The sequence below is a fragment of the Oceanotoga sp. genome (genome assembly GCF_030445905.1).
Taxonomy (GTDB): domain Bacteria; phylum Thermotogota; class Thermotogae; order Petrotogales; family Petrotogaceae; genus Oceanotoga; species Oceanotoga teriensis.
Genome location: NZ_JASUSU010000001.1, coordinates 60,202 through 78,274 on the forward strand (window position 1 = coordinate 60,202; position 18,073 = coordinate 78,274).

Annotated in this window: 22 protein-coding genes; 16 read left to right on the forward strand and 6 right to left on the reverse strand. The window is 27.2% G+C overall.

The genetic code is table 11. From position 1 onward, the window contains the following. Positions 1–12 precede the first annotated feature (12 nt). Genes PWP28_RS00305 through PWP28_RS00350 form a run of 10 tightly spaced genes read left to right on the forward strand, consistent with a single transcriptional unit; the run spans position 13 to position 6,795 of the window. Complete coding sequence (locus PWP28_RS00305) at positions 13–522, forward strand: BMC domain-containing protein (protein ID WP_308644031.1); 510 nt, start codon at positions 13–15, stop codon at positions 520–522. After that, positions 519–1,988: an acetaldehyde dehydrogenase (acetylating) gene (locus PWP28_RS00310; protein ID WP_308644032.1), complete on the forward strand. Its 1,470-nt coding sequence runs from the start codon at positions 519–521 to the stop codon at positions 1,986–1,988. Before PWP28_RS00305 ends, PWP28_RS00310 begins: the two co-directional genes overlap by 4 nt. Before the next feature lie 47 nt (positions 1,989–2,035). Continuing rightward, positions 2,036–2,320 carry a BMC domain-containing protein gene (locus PWP28_RS00315; protein ID WP_109604066.1) on the forward strand — a complete coding sequence of 95 codons (285 nt, stop codon included), beginning with the start codon at positions 2,036–2,038 and terminating at the stop codon, positions 2,318–2,320. Between the two features lie 60 nt (positions 2,321–2,380). Then, positions 2,381–3,118 (forward strand): cobalamin adenosyltransferase, encoded by a 738-nt coding sequence (locus tag PWP28_RS00320; RefSeq protein WP_109604067.1) that lies wholly within the window; start codon positions 2,381–2,383, stop codon positions 3,116–3,118. Between the two features lie 20 nt (positions 3,119–3,138). Then, positions 3,139–3,750, forward strand: coding sequence for an ethanolamine utilization phosphate acetyltransferase EutD (gene eutD / locus PWP28_RS00325; protein ID WP_308644033.1), 612 nt, complete (start codon positions 3,139–3,141; stop codon positions 3,748–3,750). A gap of 19 nt (positions 3,751–3,769) precedes the next feature. Next, positions 3,770–4,417 (forward strand): hypothetical protein, encoded by a 648-nt coding sequence (locus PWP28_RS00330; protein WP_109604069.1) that lies wholly within the window; start codon positions 3,770–3,772, stop codon positions 4,415–4,417. Further along, the gene (locus tag PWP28_RS00335; protein WP_109604070.1) at positions 4,414–4,686 is read left to right on the forward strand and encodes a EutN/CcmL family microcompartment protein; all 273 of its coding nucleotides are present in this window, start codon (positions 4,414–4,416) and stop codon (positions 4,684–4,686) included. Before PWP28_RS00330 ends, PWP28_RS00335 begins: the two co-directional genes overlap by 4 nt. A 13-nt stretch (positions 4,687–4,699) precedes the next feature. Then, on the forward strand, positions 4,700–5,224 hold the full coding sequence (locus PWP28_RS00340; RefSeq protein ID WP_264150395.1) for a BMC domain-containing protein: 525 nt from the start codon (positions 4,700–4,702) through the stop codon (positions 5,222–5,224). Positions 5,225–5,241: 17 nt separating this feature from the next. Further along, complete coding sequence (gene eutH / locus PWP28_RS00345) at positions 5,242–6,333, forward strand: ethanolamine utilization protein EutH (RefSeq protein WP_109604072.1); 1,092 nt, start codon at positions 5,242–5,244, stop codon at positions 6,331–6,333. Positions 6,334–6,345: 12 nt separating this feature from the next. Beyond that, positions 6,346–6,795 carry a cupin domain-containing protein gene (locus PWP28_RS00350; protein WP_109604073.1) on the forward strand — a complete coding sequence of 150 codons (450 nt, stop codon included), beginning with the start codon at positions 6,346–6,348 and terminating at the stop codon, positions 6,793–6,795. Positions 6,796–6,858: 63 nt separating this feature from the next. Here the strand turns inward: PWP28_RS00350 and PWP28_RS00355 are convergent, their stop codons facing one another. Then, positions 6,859–8,358 carry a 5'-nucleotidase C-terminal domain-containing protein gene (locus tag PWP28_RS00355; protein ID WP_308644034.1) on the reverse strand — a complete coding sequence of 500 codons (1,500 nt, stop codon included), beginning with the start codon at positions 8,356–8,358 and terminating at the stop codon, positions 6,859–6,861. 22 nt (positions 8,359–8,380) lie between these two features. Beyond that, complete coding sequence (locus PWP28_RS00360) at positions 8,381–9,256, reverse strand: DUF89 domain-containing protein (RefSeq protein ID WP_158274762.1); 876 nt, start codon at positions 9,254–9,256, stop codon at positions 8,381–8,383. 321 nt (positions 9,257–9,577) lie between these two features. On the opposite strand from PWP28_RS00360, the gene rpmH reads away from it, so the two are divergent. From rpmH to PWP28_RS00390, 6 genes are read left to right on the forward strand one after another with little or no spacing between them, the layout of a single operon-like run. After that, on the forward strand, positions 9,578–9,712 hold the full coding sequence (gene rpmH / locus PWP28_RS00365; protein WP_109604076.1) for a 50S ribosomal protein L34: 135 nt from the start codon (positions 9,578–9,580) through the stop codon (positions 9,710–9,712). A 2-nt stretch (positions 9,713–9,714) separates the two neighbouring features. After that, entirely contained in the window at positions 9,715–10,068 is a 354-nt protein-coding gene (gene rnpA, locus PWP28_RS00370) for a ribonuclease P protein component (RefSeq protein ID WP_305081772.1), read from the forward strand. After that, complete coding sequence (gene yidD, locus PWP28_RS00375) at positions 10,065–10,334, forward strand: membrane protein insertion efficiency factor YidD (RefSeq protein WP_109604077.1); 270 nt, start codon at positions 10,065–10,067, stop codon at positions 10,332–10,334. Before rnpA ends, yidD begins: the two co-directional genes overlap by 4 nt. A gap of 1 nt (position 10,335) precedes the next feature. Continuing rightward, positions 10,336–11,697 carry a membrane protein insertase YidC gene (gene yidC / locus PWP28_RS00380; protein ID WP_158274763.1) on the forward strand — a complete coding sequence of 454 codons (1,362 nt, stop codon included), beginning with the start codon at positions 10,336–10,338 and terminating at the stop codon, positions 11,695–11,697. Between the two features lie 5 nt (positions 11,698–11,702). After that, a complete protein-coding gene (gene jag, locus PWP28_RS00385) occupies positions 11,703–12,335 on the forward strand; it encodes an RNA-binding cell elongation regulator Jag/EloR (protein ID WP_109604079.1) in 633 nt (210 codons plus the stop codon). 22 nt (positions 12,336–12,357) lie between these two features. Next, a complete protein-coding gene (locus tag PWP28_RS00390) occupies positions 12,358–12,717 on the forward strand; it encodes a cupin domain-containing protein (RefSeq protein ID WP_109604080.1) in 360 nt (119 codons plus the stop codon). Between the two features lie 34 nt (positions 12,718–12,751). Here PWP28_RS00390 and PWP28_RS00395 read toward each other — a convergent pair whose 3' ends face one another. The 4 genes from PWP28_RS00395 to pflB form a co-directional block, all read right to left on the reverse strand. After that, positions 12,752–13,477: a copper homeostasis protein CutC gene (locus tag PWP28_RS00395; protein WP_109604081.1), complete on the reverse strand. Its 726-nt coding sequence runs from the start codon at positions 13,475–13,477 to the stop codon at positions 12,752–12,754. Positions 13,478–13,489: 12 nt separating this feature from the next. Next, positions 13,490–14,707 (reverse strand): serine--tRNA ligase, encoded by a 1,218-nt coding sequence (gene serS, locus PWP28_RS00400; protein WP_305081774.1) that lies wholly within the window; start codon positions 14,705–14,707, stop codon positions 13,490–13,492. A gap of 216 nt (positions 14,708–14,923) precedes the next feature. Beyond that, positions 14,924–15,652: a pyruvate formate-lyase-activating protein gene (gene pflA, locus PWP28_RS00405; protein ID WP_109604083.1), complete on the reverse strand. Its 729-nt coding sequence runs from the start codon at positions 15,650–15,652 to the stop codon at positions 14,924–14,926. 63 nt (positions 15,653–15,715) lie between these two features. After that, positions 15,716–17,950 carry a formate C-acetyltransferase gene (gene pflB, locus PWP28_RS00410; protein WP_305081776.1) on the reverse strand — a complete coding sequence of 745 codons (2,235 nt, stop codon included), beginning with the start codon at positions 17,948–17,950 and terminating at the stop codon, positions 15,716–15,718. Between the last annotated feature and the right edge of the window lie 123 nt (positions 17,951–18,073).

The following is an 18,073-nucleotide window of genomic DNA, read 5'->3' on the forward strand; positions in this document are numbered from 1 at the left end:
GGCTAAATAATAATGAATGCTTTGGGTTTAATAGAAGTATATGGATATTTGGGTGCTATTGAAGCTGCCGATTCAGCACTTAAAGCTGCAAATGTTAAATTGATTGACTGTGAAAAGGTAAGAGGTGGTTTAGTATGTGTAAAATTAACAGGTGATGTAGGAGCTATAAAAGCTGCTGTAGATGTTGCAGAAGAAAAAACTAAAAATTTGAATGTATATGTATCAAGCCATGTTATCGCTAAACCAGATGATTCATTAAAAAAAATATTAGAAATAAATAAAAAAATAAAAACTGAATCAAAAAAAGAAATAATAAAAGAAGAAAAAAGTGAAGTTTCAAAAATAGAAACAGATAATAAAATTATATTTACAAAAGAAGAACTTGAATTAAAAACTGTGGAAGAACTTAGAAGAATGGTAAGAAATATAAAAAGTTCAATGTCAAATAAACAAATAAAGTATGCAAGAAAAGACAAATTAATAGAAGAATTATCCCGTTATTATAAAAGGGGGAATAAATGATGTTGCAGGATAAAGACTTATTATCAATACAAGAAGTAAGAGATTTAGTAAAAAAAGCAAAAGAAGCTCAAAAAATTCTTGCTAATATGAATCAAGAACAGATAAATAAAATAGTAAAAGCAATTTCAGAAGCTGGTTATACAAATAGAGAAAAATTGGCTAAAATGGCTCATGAAGAAACTGGATTTGGAAAATATCAGGATAAAATAGTAAAAAATACATTTGCCAGTAAAGTGGTTTATGAAAATATAAAAGATTTAAAAACTGTAGGTATTTTAAATGAAGATAAAGAAAATAAAATATTAGAAATTGCTGTACCAGTAGGAGTTGTAGCTGGATTAATTCCATCAACAAATCCAACTTCAACTGCAATTTATAAAGCAATGATAGCTTTAAAAGCAGGAAATTCAATAGTTTTTTCACCACATCCAAATGCTAAAAAATGTATATTAGAAACTGTAAAAGTTATAAAAGAAGCTGCTTTAAAAGCAGGAATGCCTGAAGATGCTATTTCTTGTATAAGTATTCCAAGTATGCAAGGAACTACAGAATTGATGAAACATGATGATGTTTCTCTTATACTTGCAACAGGTGGTTCGGCTATGGTAAAAGCTGCCTATAGTTCGGGTACTCCTGCAATAGGTGTTGGACCGGGAAATGGACCAGCTTTTATTGAAAAATCTGCAAATATAAAATTAGCTGTAAAAAGAATAATAGATAGTAAAACATTTGATAATGGTACTATTTGTGCTTCTGAACAATCCATTGTTGTAGAAAAAGAAACTGAAGAAAAAGTTGTAAAAGAATTAAAAGCTCAAGGTGCATATTTTATGACAAAAGAAGAAGCAGACAAATTGTCTAAATTTATCTTGAGATCAAATGGAACTATGAATCCTCAAATAGTTGGTAAAAGTCCACAAGTTATAGCTGATCTTGCTGGAATAAAGATTCCTGAAAATACAAAGGTATTGATAGCCTACGAAGAAAATGTTGGTCCTAAATATCCATATTCAAGAGAAAAATTAGCTCCAATACTTGCTTTCTATGTTGAAAAAGATTGGAAATCGGCATGTGACAGATGTATTCAAGTTTTATACAATGAAGGTGCTGGCCATACAATGATAATTCATAGTGAAAACGAAGAAATAATAAAAGAATTTGCATTGAAAAAACCAGTATCAAGAATTTTAATAAATACTCCAGGTTCATTGGGTGGAATAGGAGGAACAACAAATTTAGTTCCTGCATTAACACTTGGATGTGGTGCTGTTGGAGGAAGTGCTACATCAGATAATATAGGACCTATGAACTTAATAAATATAAGAAGAGCAGTATATGGAATACGTGAACTTGAAGATTTAAAAGAAAATAAAGATTCAAATGAAAACAATAATACAATTTCTGAAGATTATGTAAATTTAATAGTTGAAAAAATAGTACAAAAATTAAAAGAAAAAATAAATTAAATTAAATTAAATTAAATTAATTATTCATCTCAAAGGAGGTTTTACAAATGCCAAGTTCAAATGCATTAGGTATGGTAGAAACAAGAGGATTAGTAGGTTCAATAGAGGCAGCAGATGCAATGGTGAAAGCTGCTAATGTAACATTAGTAGGTAAAGAACATGTTGGTGGTGGATTAGTAACTGTAATGGTAAGAGGTGATGTAGGAGCCGTTAAAGCAGCAACTGATGCAGGAGCAGCAGCAGCAGAAAGAGTTGGGGAATTAGTATCTGTACATGTAATTCCAAGGCCACATTCTGAAGTAGACGCAATATTACCTAAAGTACAAGGTTAATAATTATAAGGCTGTCTCAAACAAAAAATTGAGACAGCCATTTTATAAGGATGTGAAATAATGAGTTTATTAACCGAAAATGAAGTGAAAAAAATTATAAAAGAAAACAAAGATAAAATAATAATAGATGATAAAACTATAATAACTCCTTCAGCTAAAGAGTTAATAGATGGTAAGAAAATAAAACTCATTAGAGAAAAGGAATTGAATAAAGTATTTAAAGATGAAAAAGAAAATAAAAAAAATACACCAAAGTTTAAATATATATATGGTGGTTATTATGATGAAAAACCTGAACATCTTACTCAATTATTTGGTAATAATCTTGTCCCAAAAAATCATAAAAGAATAATTTTTAGAGGTAAAATAGATAGTTTAGAATCTAAAATATTAGAAGTTCAAGTATATTGTAAAAATAATAAAAAAGAAAAACTATTAAAAGATTTAGAAGATGTTCTTATTTTTGTAAGAAAAATTTTAAGAGCAGAAGTATTAGATGAAGAATTAAAAGATTTTAACCTTATAGGTTTAAATGAAGAAGAAATACATGAAATGTCACATTATCCTAAAAAATATTTTGGTATAGGGCATATTTTTCCTGAATATACCATGGGAGATTATGTAATATATTTAAACTCTATTAGAAGTCTTGTAAGAGAAACTGAAATAAGTGCGTACAATGCTTTTTCTAATTCAGAAAATGAGATAAGTAGACTTGATATAATAAAATATTTAAATAGATTAAGTAGTTGCTTATATGTAATGATGTTTAAATATTTATCTGGAAAATATAATTAAATTTAAGAGGTGTACTATAAATGGAAAAAATTATAGAGAAAATAACTGATAAGGTTATAAATGAATTATTTATAAAAGTAGAAGCTTCTGGAAGACATGTACATCTATCTCAGGAACATTTAGAGTTATTATTTGGAAAAAATTATAAATTAACAAAAACTAAAGATCTTTCACAGCCTGGTCAATATGCTTGTGAAGAAAGAGTGACCTTAATAGGTCCAAAAGGAAAAATAGAAAATGTTGTTATTTTAGGACCTGTTAGAAAAAATACTCAAGTAGAAGTTTCTAAAACAGATCTTAGACCATTGGGATTAAATGCTCCAATTAGAGAATCTGGAGATATAAAAGGTTCTGGTTCAATAAAGATAAAAACAGAAAAAACTGAATTAGAAATAAAAGAAGGACTAATAATAGCTAAAAGACATATTCATATGACTCCAGAAGATGCTAAAAAACATGGAGTTAAAGATGAAGAAATAGTAAATGTAAAAATTTTTTCAAATAGACCTTTAATATTTGAGGATGTAGTTATAAGAGTTAGTGATAATTATAAAACTTTTATGCATATAGATTATGATGAAGCAAATGCATGTGGATTCAAGAAAGACACTTTAGCAATTATAAAAAAGTAGCTATAAGGTGGGGAAAAACTTGAATACTAAAGAATTAGTTGAATTAATAACTGTTGAGGTAATTAAAAGATTAAAATTAAAAAATAAAAAGAAATTATTGGTTTTAAATGAAGGATTTAAAAGTTTAGATGATTTATTAACAGATTATGAAATAATTCATTATTCTGAAGATCTTGAATTAAAAGATTTTGATGAAATTTATTTAGGAAAAATGGATTTAAAGATGATTTCACATTTGGCCAATGGAATAATAATAAATGAAATAGAAGATTTAATTTTAAAATCTCTTCTGAAGGATAAAAAAATATTTTTATTTTCTGAAGATATAGAATTAAAAAAATTCAATAATACTAAAAACACAAATTTATATAAAATTTTTAATCAAAATATTGAAAATATAAAAAATATCGGAATAATAATATTAGATGAAAAAATAGATATAAAAGAAAATATAAACATTAATACAAAATATAAAAATGAAGTTAAAGAAGAAGATTCAATAATTTTAAAAAATAAATTAATAACAGAAAATGAGTTAAAAAAATTAGGATTAAAAAATGGATCGAAAATAAATATTGGAAATAAATCCATAATAACCCCTCTTGCAAAAGATTATATAAGAATACATAAAATAAGACTGACTAAAAGTCAGGAGGAAAAAATATGATTATTGCAAAGGTAATCGGAAATATATGGGCTACGAGAAAAGATGAAAAATTAAATGGATTTAAATTTTTAGTTGTTAAACAATGTAACACTCAAACAGATAATCAATTTGTTGCAGCAGATATGATTGGTGCTGGAATAGGGGATACTGTACTAATAACAAAAGGAAGTTCGGCAAGGAATTCTCTTGAAAATACAAATATACCAATTGATGCAGTAATTGTTGGGATAATAGATAGCCTTGAAGTGGATGAAGGATTATTAAAATAAAGGTGATTATATTATGTTTAAATCAATTGGAATAATAGAAACAAGATCAATAGCTTTTGGTTATGAAATAGCGGACAAATTATTAAAAGATTATGATGTTGAACTATTACAATGTAAAACAAAATGTCCAGGGAAATTTATTATAATAATATGTTCAGATACTCAAAATGTAAATGATGCAATTATTAGTATAAAAAGACATAAAAATTTAATAGGGAATTTGTTAATTTCAGATGCTCATCAAAAATTAATAGATGGCTTAAAAAATAAATTTGATACATATAAAAGTGGTGCAATAGGTATAGTAGAATCTTTAGATATAGTTACAGGTATTAATAGTCTTAATAAAATTTTAAAAAATAATAATGTAAATTTACTAAAATTAAATCCATCGATTATGATAGGTGGAAAATGCTATTTCATAATAAATGGAGATCTTAGTTCTGTAGAACAGGCAATATTTGGGGGCATAGATAAAAAAAGATTACAAACAAGTGTAATAGCAAATCCTGATACAGAATTAATAAGTAAATTATAAAATGGGGAGGAAAACAAATGGAAATAATAAATACTATTATAATAGATATAATGGTTGTATTTATGGCTTTAGGAGCTATTGATAAATGTTTAGGAAACAAATTTGGTTTGGGTGAAAAGTTTGAAGAAGGTTTCATGGCTATGGGAGCTTTGACAGTTGCTATGGTTGGAGTTATTTCATTGGCACCGGTATTAAAAAATATATTAGAACCAGTTATAGTACCAGTTTATAAATTTTTAGGAGCAGATCCTTCAATGTTTGCAACAACATTGCTTGCTTGTGATATGGGTGGGTATCCATTAGCTATGGAACTTGCTTTAACAGAAGAAGCAGGAAAGTTTGCTGGAATAATTCTTGGATCTATGATGGGACCAACTATTGTTTTTACAATACCTGTTGCATTGGGAATAATAAAAAAAGAAGATCATAAATATCTTGCTACTGGAGTTTTAGCAGGTATAATAACTATACCAATTGGAACTTTAGTTGGTGGACTCGTTGCTGGATACAGTATAATAATGATTTTAAGAAATTTAGTACCTATAATAATATTTGCTGTTTTAATAGCAATTGGGTTAAAATTAATCCCTGAAAAAATGATAAAAGGTTTCAATGTTTTTGGAAAAATAGTAGTTATAATAATAACTCTTGGTCTTGCTGCTATAATTATAGAAACATTAACAGGTCTTGTTATAATACCTGGAATGAAACCAATATCTGAAGGTATAAAAGTAGTGGGAGATATAGCAATAGTACTTGCTGGAGCATTTCCTATGGTATATGTTATAACTAAAGTATTTAAAAAACCTTTAATGAAATTAGGAAAAACTTTGGGAATGAATGAAATAGCTGCTGCTGGTATGGTTGCAACGCTTGCTAATAACATTCCTATGTTCGGTATGATGAAAGATATGAATGCAAGAGGAAAAGTAATAAATGTAGCTTTTGCGGTTAGTGCATCTTTTGTGTTTGGAGACCATTTAGGTTTTACCGCCGGTGTAGAGAAAGGTATGATATTTCCTATGATTGTTGGAAAACTTGTTGGTGGAATTACTGCAGTTGTTTTAGCTTGTTTTATAGCTTCAAGAAGTTCTCTTGTAAAAGAATAAGGAGTTGTTAAAATGGAAATAAATAAAGAAATTATAGAAAATATAGTTAGAGAAATTTTAACAGAAGGATTAAAAAATAATTCGGAAATAAAGAAAAATATAGAACCTTTGTCAGGAATTCTTTCTGTTGATATGAATACAGTTAAACCAGAAAAATTTGATACTGGAAAAGAAGGAGATCAAGTTTATTTAAAAGATATATTAACATTAGAAGAAAGTCCAAGACTTGGAGCAGGTTTAATGGAAATGAAAGAGACAACATTCGATTGGACTTTAGAATATGATGAGGTTGATTATATAATAGAAGGTACACTTGAAATCAATATAAACGGCAAAAAAGTTAAGGCCAGTGCCGGAAATGTAATATTTATACCTAAAGGATCATCAATACAATTTTGTGTGCCAGATTACGCTAAATTTCTATATGTTACCTATCCAGCAGATTGGGCATCTCAAAAGTAATATTAATTGACCTAAAAAATAGGAGACATTTTATAAATGTCTCCTATTCGAACATATTGATTTTTAATTTTTTACAATAATTCTTTTTTCAATATTAGAATTTTCTATAGTTCCTAAATGCATTATATATTCTTTTAAAACATCTGCAGCTACAAAACCTGTATCATAACCATTTAAACCCTTTAACATTTTATAGCCATCTCCACCAGATGCTAAATAATTATTTGTTGCTACATTATATACTTTGTTGATATCGAGAGGTTCTCCATTTATCATTATATTATTAGCTTTTCCATCTACTATTTCAAAGGTTACACCTGAAACATGTAATTTTGCACCTTGACCATCTGGTATTGTTGCTGCAAAATCTAATACTTCTTTTACTGTATTTCCATTTAATTTCATAACATAAACTGTATTTCCAAAAGGAAGAACTGTTAATATATCCCTATAAGAAATATCACCTTTATCAATGGAAGCTCTTATACCTCCACCATTCATAAAACCAAAATCTGAATCTGTTTTCCATACCATAGAATCAACAATTAAATGACCTAAATTGGTTTCTCCACTTCTAACATGATTTCTTTCGCCATCGAGATATACATTAGTTACTCCAACTTTTTCATTCAATTTTTCAGCACCCATATTATAATACATATCTGCTATCATCTTTATAAAAGGATCTTCTTTTATCTGTGAATTCACAGGTATCTGCTGAGCTTTCCAATCGATTACTCTTCCATCTTCTATCCACATATCAACTCTTCCAACATATTTTCCCCATTCTCCTGACTGAGTTAATATGGTATTGTTTATCATTTCAGGATTTTCCAATAAAGTATGAGAATGACCATCAACTATCAAAGCTATATCATTTCTATTCAATGCAATTTCATTTGATGTTGTATAGCCAACTGGAAGATTAGGTTTGTTACCACTATAATAACCTAAATGGCTCAAAACTATTTGAATATCTGATTTTTCTTTAAGAACAGGCATATAATCATTTAAAGCTTCATAAGCACTTGAAAACATATTATTTTCAAGATAAAGAGATTCTAATACGGTTGTTTGTTCTGTTGTTAAGCCGATAATACCAACTTTTAAATTTCCAAAATCTTTAACTATATAAGGATCAAAAATAGGATATAAATTTTTATCTACAAAATTAGCACTTAAAAAAGGAAATCCTGCATATCTCTGTTGCATTTTTAAAGTGTTAAGAGGAATGTCAAATTCATGATTACCAAGAACCATTGCATCTGCACCCATATAATGTAAAGCTACAAAATCTGGTATAGCATCTAATTGATCTGATTCTGGTACACCTGTGTTAACATCACCAGCATGTAAGAATAAAACATGACCACCCTTTTTCTCCACTTCAGCTTTTACATCATTAACAATAGTTGCAATTCTTGCAAATCCTCCGATATCTTTATCAAAAGACCATACATGTCCATGTGTATCATTTACATGGAGAACAGTCAACTGAACAGGTTCAGCAAATAAAGATAATGCGATTAATAAAATGATAAATAGTCCTACTACTTTCTTCACCTATATCCCCTCCCGGTTAGATTTAAAGGTTTTTTAATACTATTTCACCAACATTAACACCAAGAACATCTGCTATAGTTTTGCATTTTGCCATTAATATATAAAAAATATTTCCATTTTCAAATTCAAGTCCTTCAAAATTACCTTGTCCTTTTGAAATTATAACATCTGAATTATCAAAAATATTTTTAAAAGCAGTATTTACATTAGATAAAATAGTTCCAGGATATATAGAACCACTTTCAATTGGAATTGAAACTTCTTTTAAATTTATCTCTTCCGTATCTTTTAAAGTAGCATCATTTATTATTGGAGTACTTCTGACTGCTGAATGAATCATTAAATCTGGGTACTTATCTTTTATCACCTTTATTAGTATCTTGTCAAGTACAATTTCGCCAGCATTATCATGAATAAATAGCAATGAATTTGCATTTTTTAATTTTTCATCTAAAATATCAAAATCATTAATACTAAATTCTCTATTTTTTGTTAAATTTTCTATTTCCCATTCTAGTTCTCCAAAAGAATTTTTTATGCCATAATCTATAAGATTTCCCACTGCAGATAATTTTGTGGCAAGTTTTATAGGATTTTTACTATTTCTACAAAATTCTAATAAATCATCATACATTTCAAGAAAAATTTGATTAGAATTAGTTTTTTCATTTTCATAATAATCCCTTTTCCCAAATAACTCATAAAATTTATCATACATATTTAAAGATATTTCAATGGGTTTTAAACCATAAAAAGAATTATCTACAACACTTTTTAAAATATCTTTATAAGCATTAAATAGCTCTTCTTCAGTATAATCATTTATTTTTTTTACTTTATTGATTAAATTAAGTCCATTTTTGGCGACACAGTTTAAACACTCATAACTTGCTTTCATAAAAAACACGCTCCTAATATTATTATATAACATTATTATATAATATATAAATTAAATTAAGTTTTGTTATTATTATTGTTATTAAATCTTTATGTTAAAAATATCTTTCTATTGAGACGCTTTTCATACATACTTTTAACAGAAAAACAATAAATTTTTTCTATACTTTTTACGGTATAATGTGATATAATAATTTGGTTTGATGTTTATTTCAAATCATTATTGTTACTTATATTTATTGACATTAAAACATTTTTATGTTTATAATTAATGTTGAGAAAAATCTAAATTTTGTAGAATATATAAAGGGAGGTAAGTACATTGAAAAGAACATATCAGCCATCAAGAATAAAAAGAAAGAGAACACACGGTTTCTTAGTTAGAAAAAGAACAAAAGCTGGTAGTAGTGTATTGAGAAGAAGAAGAGCTAAAGGAAGAAAAAGATTAGCAGTTTAAGGATGAACACTCAAAGATTATACAAAAATGAACGTCTGAGACTAAGAAGAGATTTCAAGAATCTTTTTAACGATAAGGGAAGAGCAGTTTCTTCATATTTTGTTCTCGTTTACAAAGAGAATGGACTTGATCATTGTAGAATTGGAATATCAGTCAAAAAAAAATTTGGGAAAGCTCATCTCAGAAATAAAGTTAGAAGATATATAAAGGAAGTTTACAGAAAAAACAAAGAAGATTTTCCATCTGGCTATGATATTTTATTTATACCAAGAAAAGGATTATCTGATTGTTTTAAAAATGTAAATTATCATGATATTGAAAATATGATTTTTAATGTTGTGGGTAAGATAAAATGAAATTTATAGTACTCGCGCTCATAGATTTTTATAGAAAAATCATATCCCCTTTAAAACCTCCAACCTGTAGGTTTACACCAACATGTTCCACTTACACATATACTGCTGTGGAAAGGTTTGGTGTTTTTAAAGGGTTATATCTCGGTCTCAGACGTATTTTAAGATGTCATCCTTTTAATCCTGGTGGTGAAGATCCAGTGCCAGTAAAATTTTCGTTCTTTTTAAGCAAAGTAAATGATAACAATAAGACCAGAAGGGGTGCTTGAATTGAAAAAGTATTTATTAATAATAGGACTTTTGGTCCTAAGTATTTTTGCATTTGCTTTACCATCTATAGATGTTACTGAGAATGCGACCGATAATTCTTTGAAGATTGATATGAAACTTATGAATATTGAACTTGACAAATTAGGGCATATGAAAAATGTTTCCGTTGTAGAATTTAAAATAAAAAAATTCAATACTATTTATGAATATTTAAATGATTCATTCGATATTATTGATCCGGAAACTCAAGAAGAAATTTTGCCAGATAATTATAGTTACAGAATCGATGCAGATGAAAAATTTATAGAAGTATCTTATTTTTATGGAAATACAGGAGTTAAAACTTATAGATTTTATAATGATCCAAACTTTCATTTTGATTTAGAACTAAATAATTTAGAGGGATATGTAAAAATTCCTACAATTTCTTATCAACCTGGAATAAGAATTATGGATTCAAGAATGATTTCTTATATAGAAAAATTACCAGATACTGGTAAGAAGTTTAAAGCTTTATTTGCAATTGATGCACCATCTAAAATTGAAAATAATTTAAGTTTTTATACACAGGGGAAAACAAATGCAAAAATTTATATGGGACCATTTAAAAGGACTTTTGTAAAAGAAACCTTTTCTGAAAATACTTATAATGACATAAAAACCATGTTAAAAGAAGTTGGAGCATTAGGTTGGTTATCATCTATTTTTTATTGGTTTGTTGAATTTTTATGGTGGCTTTATAATATAACTGGAAATTTTGGTTGGGCTATAATAATATTTACAGTTATAATAAGATTAGTATTGTATCCTTTATATCATAAACAAACAAAGTCTATGGTTCAAATGAGAGAAATTCAACCAGAAGTAGATAAATTGAAAAAGAAATATTCCAATCCTCAAAAACAACAAGAAGAAATGATGAAACTTTATAGAGAAAAAGGAATTAATCCAGCTGGAGGATGTTTGCCAGCATTGATACAATTGCCAGTCTTTTTAATACTTTGGCAGACTATACAATATTTTGGAGAAAGTTTTGCATATAATCCAAAATTCTTAATTTGGAATGATCTTTCAGAAGGTGGTTTTGTAACAAACTTACTATTAATAGTTATATCATTAATAGCATATATTTTAAACGCACTTTTAAGTTCTCAAAATTCAAAGATGGCTTGGCAATCTATAGGTATGTCAGTTATATTCCCTATATTCCTTGCTAATTTGCCAGCAGGTGTATTCCTTTACTATGCTACAAATGCTTCTATTCAAGTTCTTATGACTTTCTATAATAATAAGAGACATGGTATAAAAGGAATATCTGTTAGAGAACTATTTGGACTCGGCCCTAAACCTGTTAGGAGGTGAATTTAATGATTAAAATAAAGTCACAGCAATTTACATCTAAAAACCTAGAAGAAGCTTTAGAAAAAGCGCAATTAGAATTTGGGGTTGAAAAGAATGAAATATCCTATAAAGTTATACAAGAATCAAGTAAAGGTTTTTTATTTGGAATAGGAAGTAAACCTATAATTATAGACGCTTTTATAAATGAAAACTTTTTAGTCAATAAAATAAAAGAATTTTTATCAGAAGTATTAATTCATTTTGATGAAGATATAAAGACCAATATAAAAGTATTTGGAAAAACTATTGTTATATATTTAGATGGTGATGGACTTGGTAAACTCATAGGAAAACATGGTAGAACATTAGGTGCATTACAACATTTAATAATGATATATATAAATAGAATGACAGATACTAAAGTAGATATAAAACTCGATATTGGTGAATATAGAAAAAAGAGAAGAAGGAAAATAGAAGAAATAGCAGAACAAGCTGCATTAAAAGTAAAAAAACAAAAAAATGAAGTAGAGCTTGCTCCAATGTTTTCATTTGAGAGAAAGACTGTACATGAATATATAAGAAAAAACCATCCAGAAATAAAAACTAAATCTGTTGGGTTAGAACCTTACAGAAAAGTTGTTCTCATATCACAATAACATTTTAAAGGGGTGAAAAATTATGAAAAAAGTTATTACAGATAATGCAAAAAATGTTGCCCCAATACTAATAAACAATGAAACCGTTAAAAATGTTGAAAAAAGAATACTCATAGGAAGTAAACAAGAAGCACCGAATTTTGTTATGAGACTTTTTACTGTTAAACCTGGTGGACATTCACCTAAACATAGTCATAATTGGGAACATGAGGTTTTTATAGTAAAAGGAAAAGCAGAAGTATTTAATGGTGAAGAGTATATTGTTGTGGAAGAAGGAAGTTATGTTTTTGTTCCACCAGAAATAGAGCATCAATTTAAAAATGTTGGAAAAACAGATTTAGAATTTATATGTGTAATACCAAATACAGCAGATGAAGAATAAAAACATGAAATATAAAAATCCGCATAGTATTAAACTATGCGGATTTTATAATATTTTTTATATTTTTAATTTTGTTTAAATCAGTTTTAAAAATTTTATCATCATCCATGTATCCAATTAAAGCTTCTTTTTTAAATATCATATTTGATTCAAATATTTTTTTTGCTGACATATGAATATCATCAACACCAGTGTTTAATATAGAAAGTATATTTTCTTCTGAAATACCACTTCCAGCCATAATTTTAATTTTATTATTAGCTCTTTTAACTATTTGTTCCATCATTTTTAAATCATCATAAGCTTTATCTTTCCCAGCGGAAGTAAGAACTCTATCTACTCCAACATCTATTAAATCATCTATAGATTTTAAAATATCTTTAGATCTATCTATTGCTCTATGAAAAGTTACTTTTAATGGATAAGCCAATTCTAAAATTTGTTTAGTTTTAAGCTTATCTATATTACCAAATTTATCTAAAAATCCAATCACTACACCATCCATTTCAAGATCTTTTGCTAAGATAACATCTTCTTTAATAGTATCAAATTCAAATTTATTATAAAGAAAATCTCCAGCACGAGGTCTTATTATTGGATATAGTTCTATATCTATCAATTTTCTGGCTTTTTTCATCAGACCATATGATGGAGTAGTTCCACCAAGACTTAAATCCGAACATAATTCTATTCTATCAACTCCAGCATTATTAGCAATTATTGCAGATTCTAAAAGATCAACAGATATTTCTAAAGTCATAAAATCCCTCCATTAAAAATAATTAAAATTTAAATATTTCTTTAAAGGTTCTGGTACTAATATTCTACCATCTTCAGTTTGATTTTGTTCAATTATAGCTAATAAAGTTCTATCAGTTACAAGAGTACAATTTAATGTATGTGGATAAATAAATAAATCATTTTTTAAGTATTTGATATTAAGTCTTCTACTTTGAAAATCTAATATATTAGAACCAGAGTGAGTTTCTCTATATGCTTTAAAACCTGGAAACCAAGACTCTATATCATATTTTTTAAAAGCAGGAGCTCCTAAATCTCCACTACAAACATTTACAACTCTAAAATGTAAATCAAGACTTTTCATAAAATCAATTGAATTTTTGATTAAGAAATCAAAATATTTTTCTGAATCTTCTGGTTTACAAAAACAAATTTGTTCTACTTTATTAAATTGATGTACTCTAAATATACCTCTACTTTCTTTTCCATAAGAACCTGATTCAGTTCTAAAACATGGAGTATAAGCTGTATATAAAATAGGTAAATCTTTTTCTTTTAATAATTTATCCATATTATAAGAAATGAGCGTTTGTTCAGAAGTTCCAATCAAATTTAAATCTTCATCTTCTATTTTATAATTTTCATCAGAAATGAAAGGTATAAATCCTGTACCATAAAGACTTTTTTTTCTTGTTAATATTGGAGTAAACATCAATTCAAAATTTTTTTCTAATAAAAAATCTATGGCATAATTAATTAATGCCCTTAAAACGATTGCTCCTTTATTTTTCCAATAATAAAAACCATTACCAGAAACTTTTGAACCTTGTTTAATATCAAGAATATCTTTTTTTACACATAATTCATCATGTATTAAAGGTATAAAATTAAAAACTTTTTTTTCATTATATTTATAAATTTCTATATTATCTTTTTCATCTAAACCAATGGGAACATCATCTGAAAGAATATTAGGGATTCTATCTAAATAATAATTCCTTTTATTTGTTATAGATTTAAATTTTAATTCTAATTTTTTTAAATCCTCTTTTAAAACTTTTATTTTTTGTGAATTTTTGGGACCATTTAAACTATTTTTTAATTGTCTCAAATCATCAATTCTTTTTTTTATATTTCTGAATTCATTATCTAAAGATATCAATTCATCAATATTGAGATTTATATTTCTTTTATTACAAATTTCTTTTACCTCTTTCGGGTTCTCTCGTATAAATTTTATGTCTAACACTGTTACCATCTCCTTTTATAAAAAAAAATGATGCTATAAAAATAGCATCATTTTAGATATTTGAAATTTGTTAAAATAAATTAACAAACTCACAGCTATCAAAACGATGCTGTAAGTTGGAGGATAAAACGATATTAAAATTTTTAATATTATTAATCATATAGATCACCTTATATATTTTTTATTAAATTATTATATCATAATTAATTTATATAGTCAAACAATAATACCTTTACTAATAAAAATATCTTTGACTTTTCTTAATTTATTATTATCTGGTGGTAAAACATCTGACAATTCGTATTTTAATCCTAAATTTTGCCATTTATATTCTCCCATTTTATGAAAAGGAAGTATTTCTACTTTTTCAACATTTTTAAGTTCTTTTATGAAATCAGCAAGATCATTTAATAATGATTCTTTATCATTCAAAGTTGGAACTAAAACATGTCTTATCCAAGTAGGTTTATTTATTTCTGATAAATATTTTGCAAATTCTAAAGTAGGTTTTAATTCAACTCCTGTTATATTTTTATATATTTTTTCATCTATAGCTTTAATATCAAGAAGTACTAAATCTACATATTTTAAAACATCTTTAACCTTATCATTGAATATATATCCTGAAGTATCTACAGCAGTATGCAATCCTTCTTGTTTAAATCTTTTTAAAATTTCTTTTAAAAAATCTATTTGCATAAAAGGTTCTCCGCCTGTTATTGTAACTCCTCCATTTTTTATAAAGCTTTTGTACTTTAAAACATGATTTACCACAAATTCTGGTGATCTATGATATTTAGCTTCTTTTATATTCCAAGTATCTGGATTATGACAAAATTTACATCTCAAAGGACAACCTTGCATGAAAATTACAAATCTTAACCCAGGTCCGTCTACAGTTCCACAAGATTCAAAAGAATGTAATTCTCCAATTAGTCTATTCAAAGCAAATCACCTTCTCAACAAAAAACTGCCGTAATTATTTTTTATATTACGACAGTTATTATTTTAAATTCTTTCTGCTATTGTTCTGTTTATAACATCTAGTTGTTGTTCTTTAGTAAGTTTTACAAAATTAACGGCATAACCTGAAACTCTAATAGTTAATTGAGGATAATTTTCTGGATGTTCCATAGCATCTATTAAAAGATTTCTATTAAAAACATTTACATTTAAATGCTGACCACCATTAGGTGTGAAATATCCATCTAATAATGAAATTAAGTTTTTTTGTCTTTCTTCATCTGTTTTTCCCAAAGTTGATGGAGTAATTGCAAAAGTATATGAAATTCCATCATTTGCATGTTCAAACGGAAGTTTTGCAACAGAAGATAATGAAGCAACAGCTCCTCTTTTATCTCTACCATGCATAGGATTTGCGCCTGGTGCAAAAGGTTCACCAGCTTTTCTTCCATCAGGAGTACTTCCAGTTTTTTTACCATAAACTACATTTGAAGTTATTGTTAAAATTGATTGAGTAGGTACTGCGTTTCTATACATCTTATGTTTTCTAAGTTCATTCATAAAATATTCTACAGTTTCAACTGCAATATTATCAGTTTCATCTTCATTATTTCCAAAAGCTACATATTCACCTTCTATTTTATAATCGATAGCAAGACCAACATCATTTCTTATTACTTTTACCTTAGCATTTTTAATTGCAGCAAGAGAATCAGCTATTATAGATAATCCTGCAATACCGAATGCTTCTGTTCTTATAACTTCAGCATCATGTAAAGCCATTTGTACTGCTTCATAGGAATATTTATCATGCATAAAATGAATTATATTTAATGCTTTAACATAAACTCCAGCTAACCATTTCAACATATTTTGAAGTTTTTCTTTTACTTCTTCATAATTTAAGTATTCGGAATTTATAGGTTCATACTTTGGAGCAACTTGCACACCTGTTTTTTCATCTTTTCCTCCATTTATTGCATATAATAAAGCTTTTGGAAGATTTACTCTTGCACCAAAAAATTGCATTTGTTTACCTATTTTCATTGGAGAAACACAACAAGCTATACCATAATCATCTCCAAATTCGGGTCTCATTAAATCATCATTTTCATATTGTAAAGCTGAAGTATCTATTGAAACTTTTGTACAATACTTTTTCCAATTTTCTGGAAGACGTTCAGACCATAAAATTGTCATATTAGGCTCTGGTGCAGAACCTAAATTATATAAAGTATTTAAAAATCTAAAAGAAGTTTTTGTTACAAGACTTCTACCATCTACACCCATTCCACCAATTGATTCTGTAACCCAAGTTGGATCACCTGAGAATAATTCATTATAAGAAGGTGTCCTTAAAAATCTAACGATTCTCAATTTCATTACAAAATGATCTATATATTCTTGAGCTGTTTTTTCATCTATTATTCCATCATCAAGATCTCTCTTTATATAAATATCTAAAAAAGTAGAAACTCTACCTAAAGACATTGCGGCTCCATTTTGTTCTTTAACAGCTGCAAGATATCCGAAATAAGTCCATTGAATAGCTTCTTTTGAATTATTAGCTGGTTTTGAAATATCAAAACCATAAGATAAAGCCATATTTTTTAAAGCATTCAAAGCTTTTATTTGTTCCGAAAATTCTTCTCTTTTTAATATTAATTCTTCATCCATATCATATTTATTATATTTCTCTGAAAGTAAAAATTTCTTTTCTTCTATTAATTTGTCTACACCATATAAAGCAACTCTTCTATAGTCACCAATAATTCTACCTCTACCATATGCATCTGGTAATCCTGTAACAATACCAGATCTTCTACAAGCTCTTATTTCATCTGTATAAGCAGAAAATACACCATCATTATGTGATTTTCTGTACTTAGTATATATTTTTTCAGTGGTTTCATCGAGAGTATAACCATATGCTTCAAGTGATTGTTTTACCATTCTAAGTCCACCATTTGGGAAAATTGCTCTTTTTAATGGTTTATCTGTTTGAACACCAACTATTTTTTCGATTTCTTTTTCAATATAACCTGGACCATAATTGTCTATTTGTGATGGTTCTGATGTTTCTGCATCATATATACCTTTTTCATTCTCAACTTTAAACATTTCAGATAATTTATTCCAAAGTTTCTTTGAATTTTCTGTTGCTTCTGCAAGAAATTTTTCATCCCCGGTATATTCAGTATAGTTATTCTGAATAAAATCTCTCACATTAATTTCTTTTTTCCATAAATCGCCTTTAAAACCTTTCCATTCTTCAAACATACTTTACCCTCCCACTATATGATTTGAGAAAAAATTGTACAATATATAGTACAATCATATGATATAATAATTCTATTTCTGACATATAAAGTCAAGTTTAAGTTTTATGTTTTAAATTTATAT

Excerpts from the sequence above, each read along its gene's own strand:
- PWP28_RS00360 (WP_158274762.1), bottom strand. The coding sequence starts at position 9,256 with ATGAAAGCAAGTTATGAGTGTTTAAACTGTGTCGCCAAAAATGGACTT.
- eutH (WP_109604072.1), top strand. The coding sequence starts at position 5,242 with ATGGAAATAATAAATACTATTATAATAGATATAATGGTTGTATTTATG.
- PWP28_RS00335 (WP_109604070.1), top strand. The coding sequence starts at position 4,414 with ATGATTATTGCAAAGGTAATCGGAAATATATGGGCTACGAGAAAAGAT.
- PWP28_RS00350 (WP_109604073.1), top strand. The coding sequence starts at position 6,346 with ATGGAAATAAATAAAGAAATTATAGAAAATATAGTTAGAGAAATTTTA.
- rnpA (WP_305081772.1), top strand. The coding sequence starts at position 9,715 with ATGAACACTCAAAGATTATACAAAAATGAACGTCTGAGACTAAGAAGA.
- jag (WP_109604079.1), top strand. The coding sequence starts at position 11,703 with ATGATTAAAATAAAGTCACAGCAATTTACATCTAAAAACCTAGAAGAA.
- yidD (WP_109604077.1), top strand. The coding sequence starts at position 10,065 with ATGAAATTTATAGTACTCGCGCTCATAGATTTTTATAGAAAAATCATA.
- PWP28_RS00395 (WP_109604081.1), bottom strand. The coding sequence starts at position 13,477 with ATGACTTTAGAAATATCTGTTGATCTTTTAGAATCTGCAATAATTGCT.
- PWP28_RS00340 (WP_264150395.1), top strand. The coding sequence starts at position 4,700 with ATGTTTAAATCAATTGGAATAATAGAAACAAGATCAATAGCTTTTGGT.
- PWP28_RS00390 (WP_109604080.1), top strand. The coding sequence starts at position 12,358 with ATGAAAAAAGTTATTACAGATAATGCAAAAAATGTTGCCCCAATACTA.
- PWP28_RS00305 (WP_308644031.1), top strand. The coding sequence starts at position 13 with ATGAATGCTTTGGGTTTAATAGAAGTATATGGATATTTGGGTGCTATT.
- PWP28_RS00310 (WP_308644032.1), top strand. The coding sequence starts at position 519 with ATGATGTTGCAGGATAAAGACTTATTATCAATACAAGAAGTAAGAGAT.
- PWP28_RS00320 (WP_109604067.1), top strand. The coding sequence starts at position 2,381 with ATGAGTTTATTAACCGAAAATGAAGTGAAAAAAATTATAAAAGAAAAC.
- eutD (WP_308644033.1), top strand. The coding sequence starts at position 3,139 with ATGGAAAAAATTATAGAGAAAATAACTGATAAGGTTATAAATGAATTA.
- PWP28_RS00315 (WP_109604066.1), top strand. The coding sequence starts at position 2,036 with ATGCCAAGTTCAAATGCATTAGGTATGGTAGAAACAAGAGGATTAGTA.
- pflB (WP_305081776.1), bottom strand. The coding sequence starts at position 17,950 with ATGTTTGAAGAATGGAAAGGTTTTAAAGGCGATTTATGGAAAAAAGAA.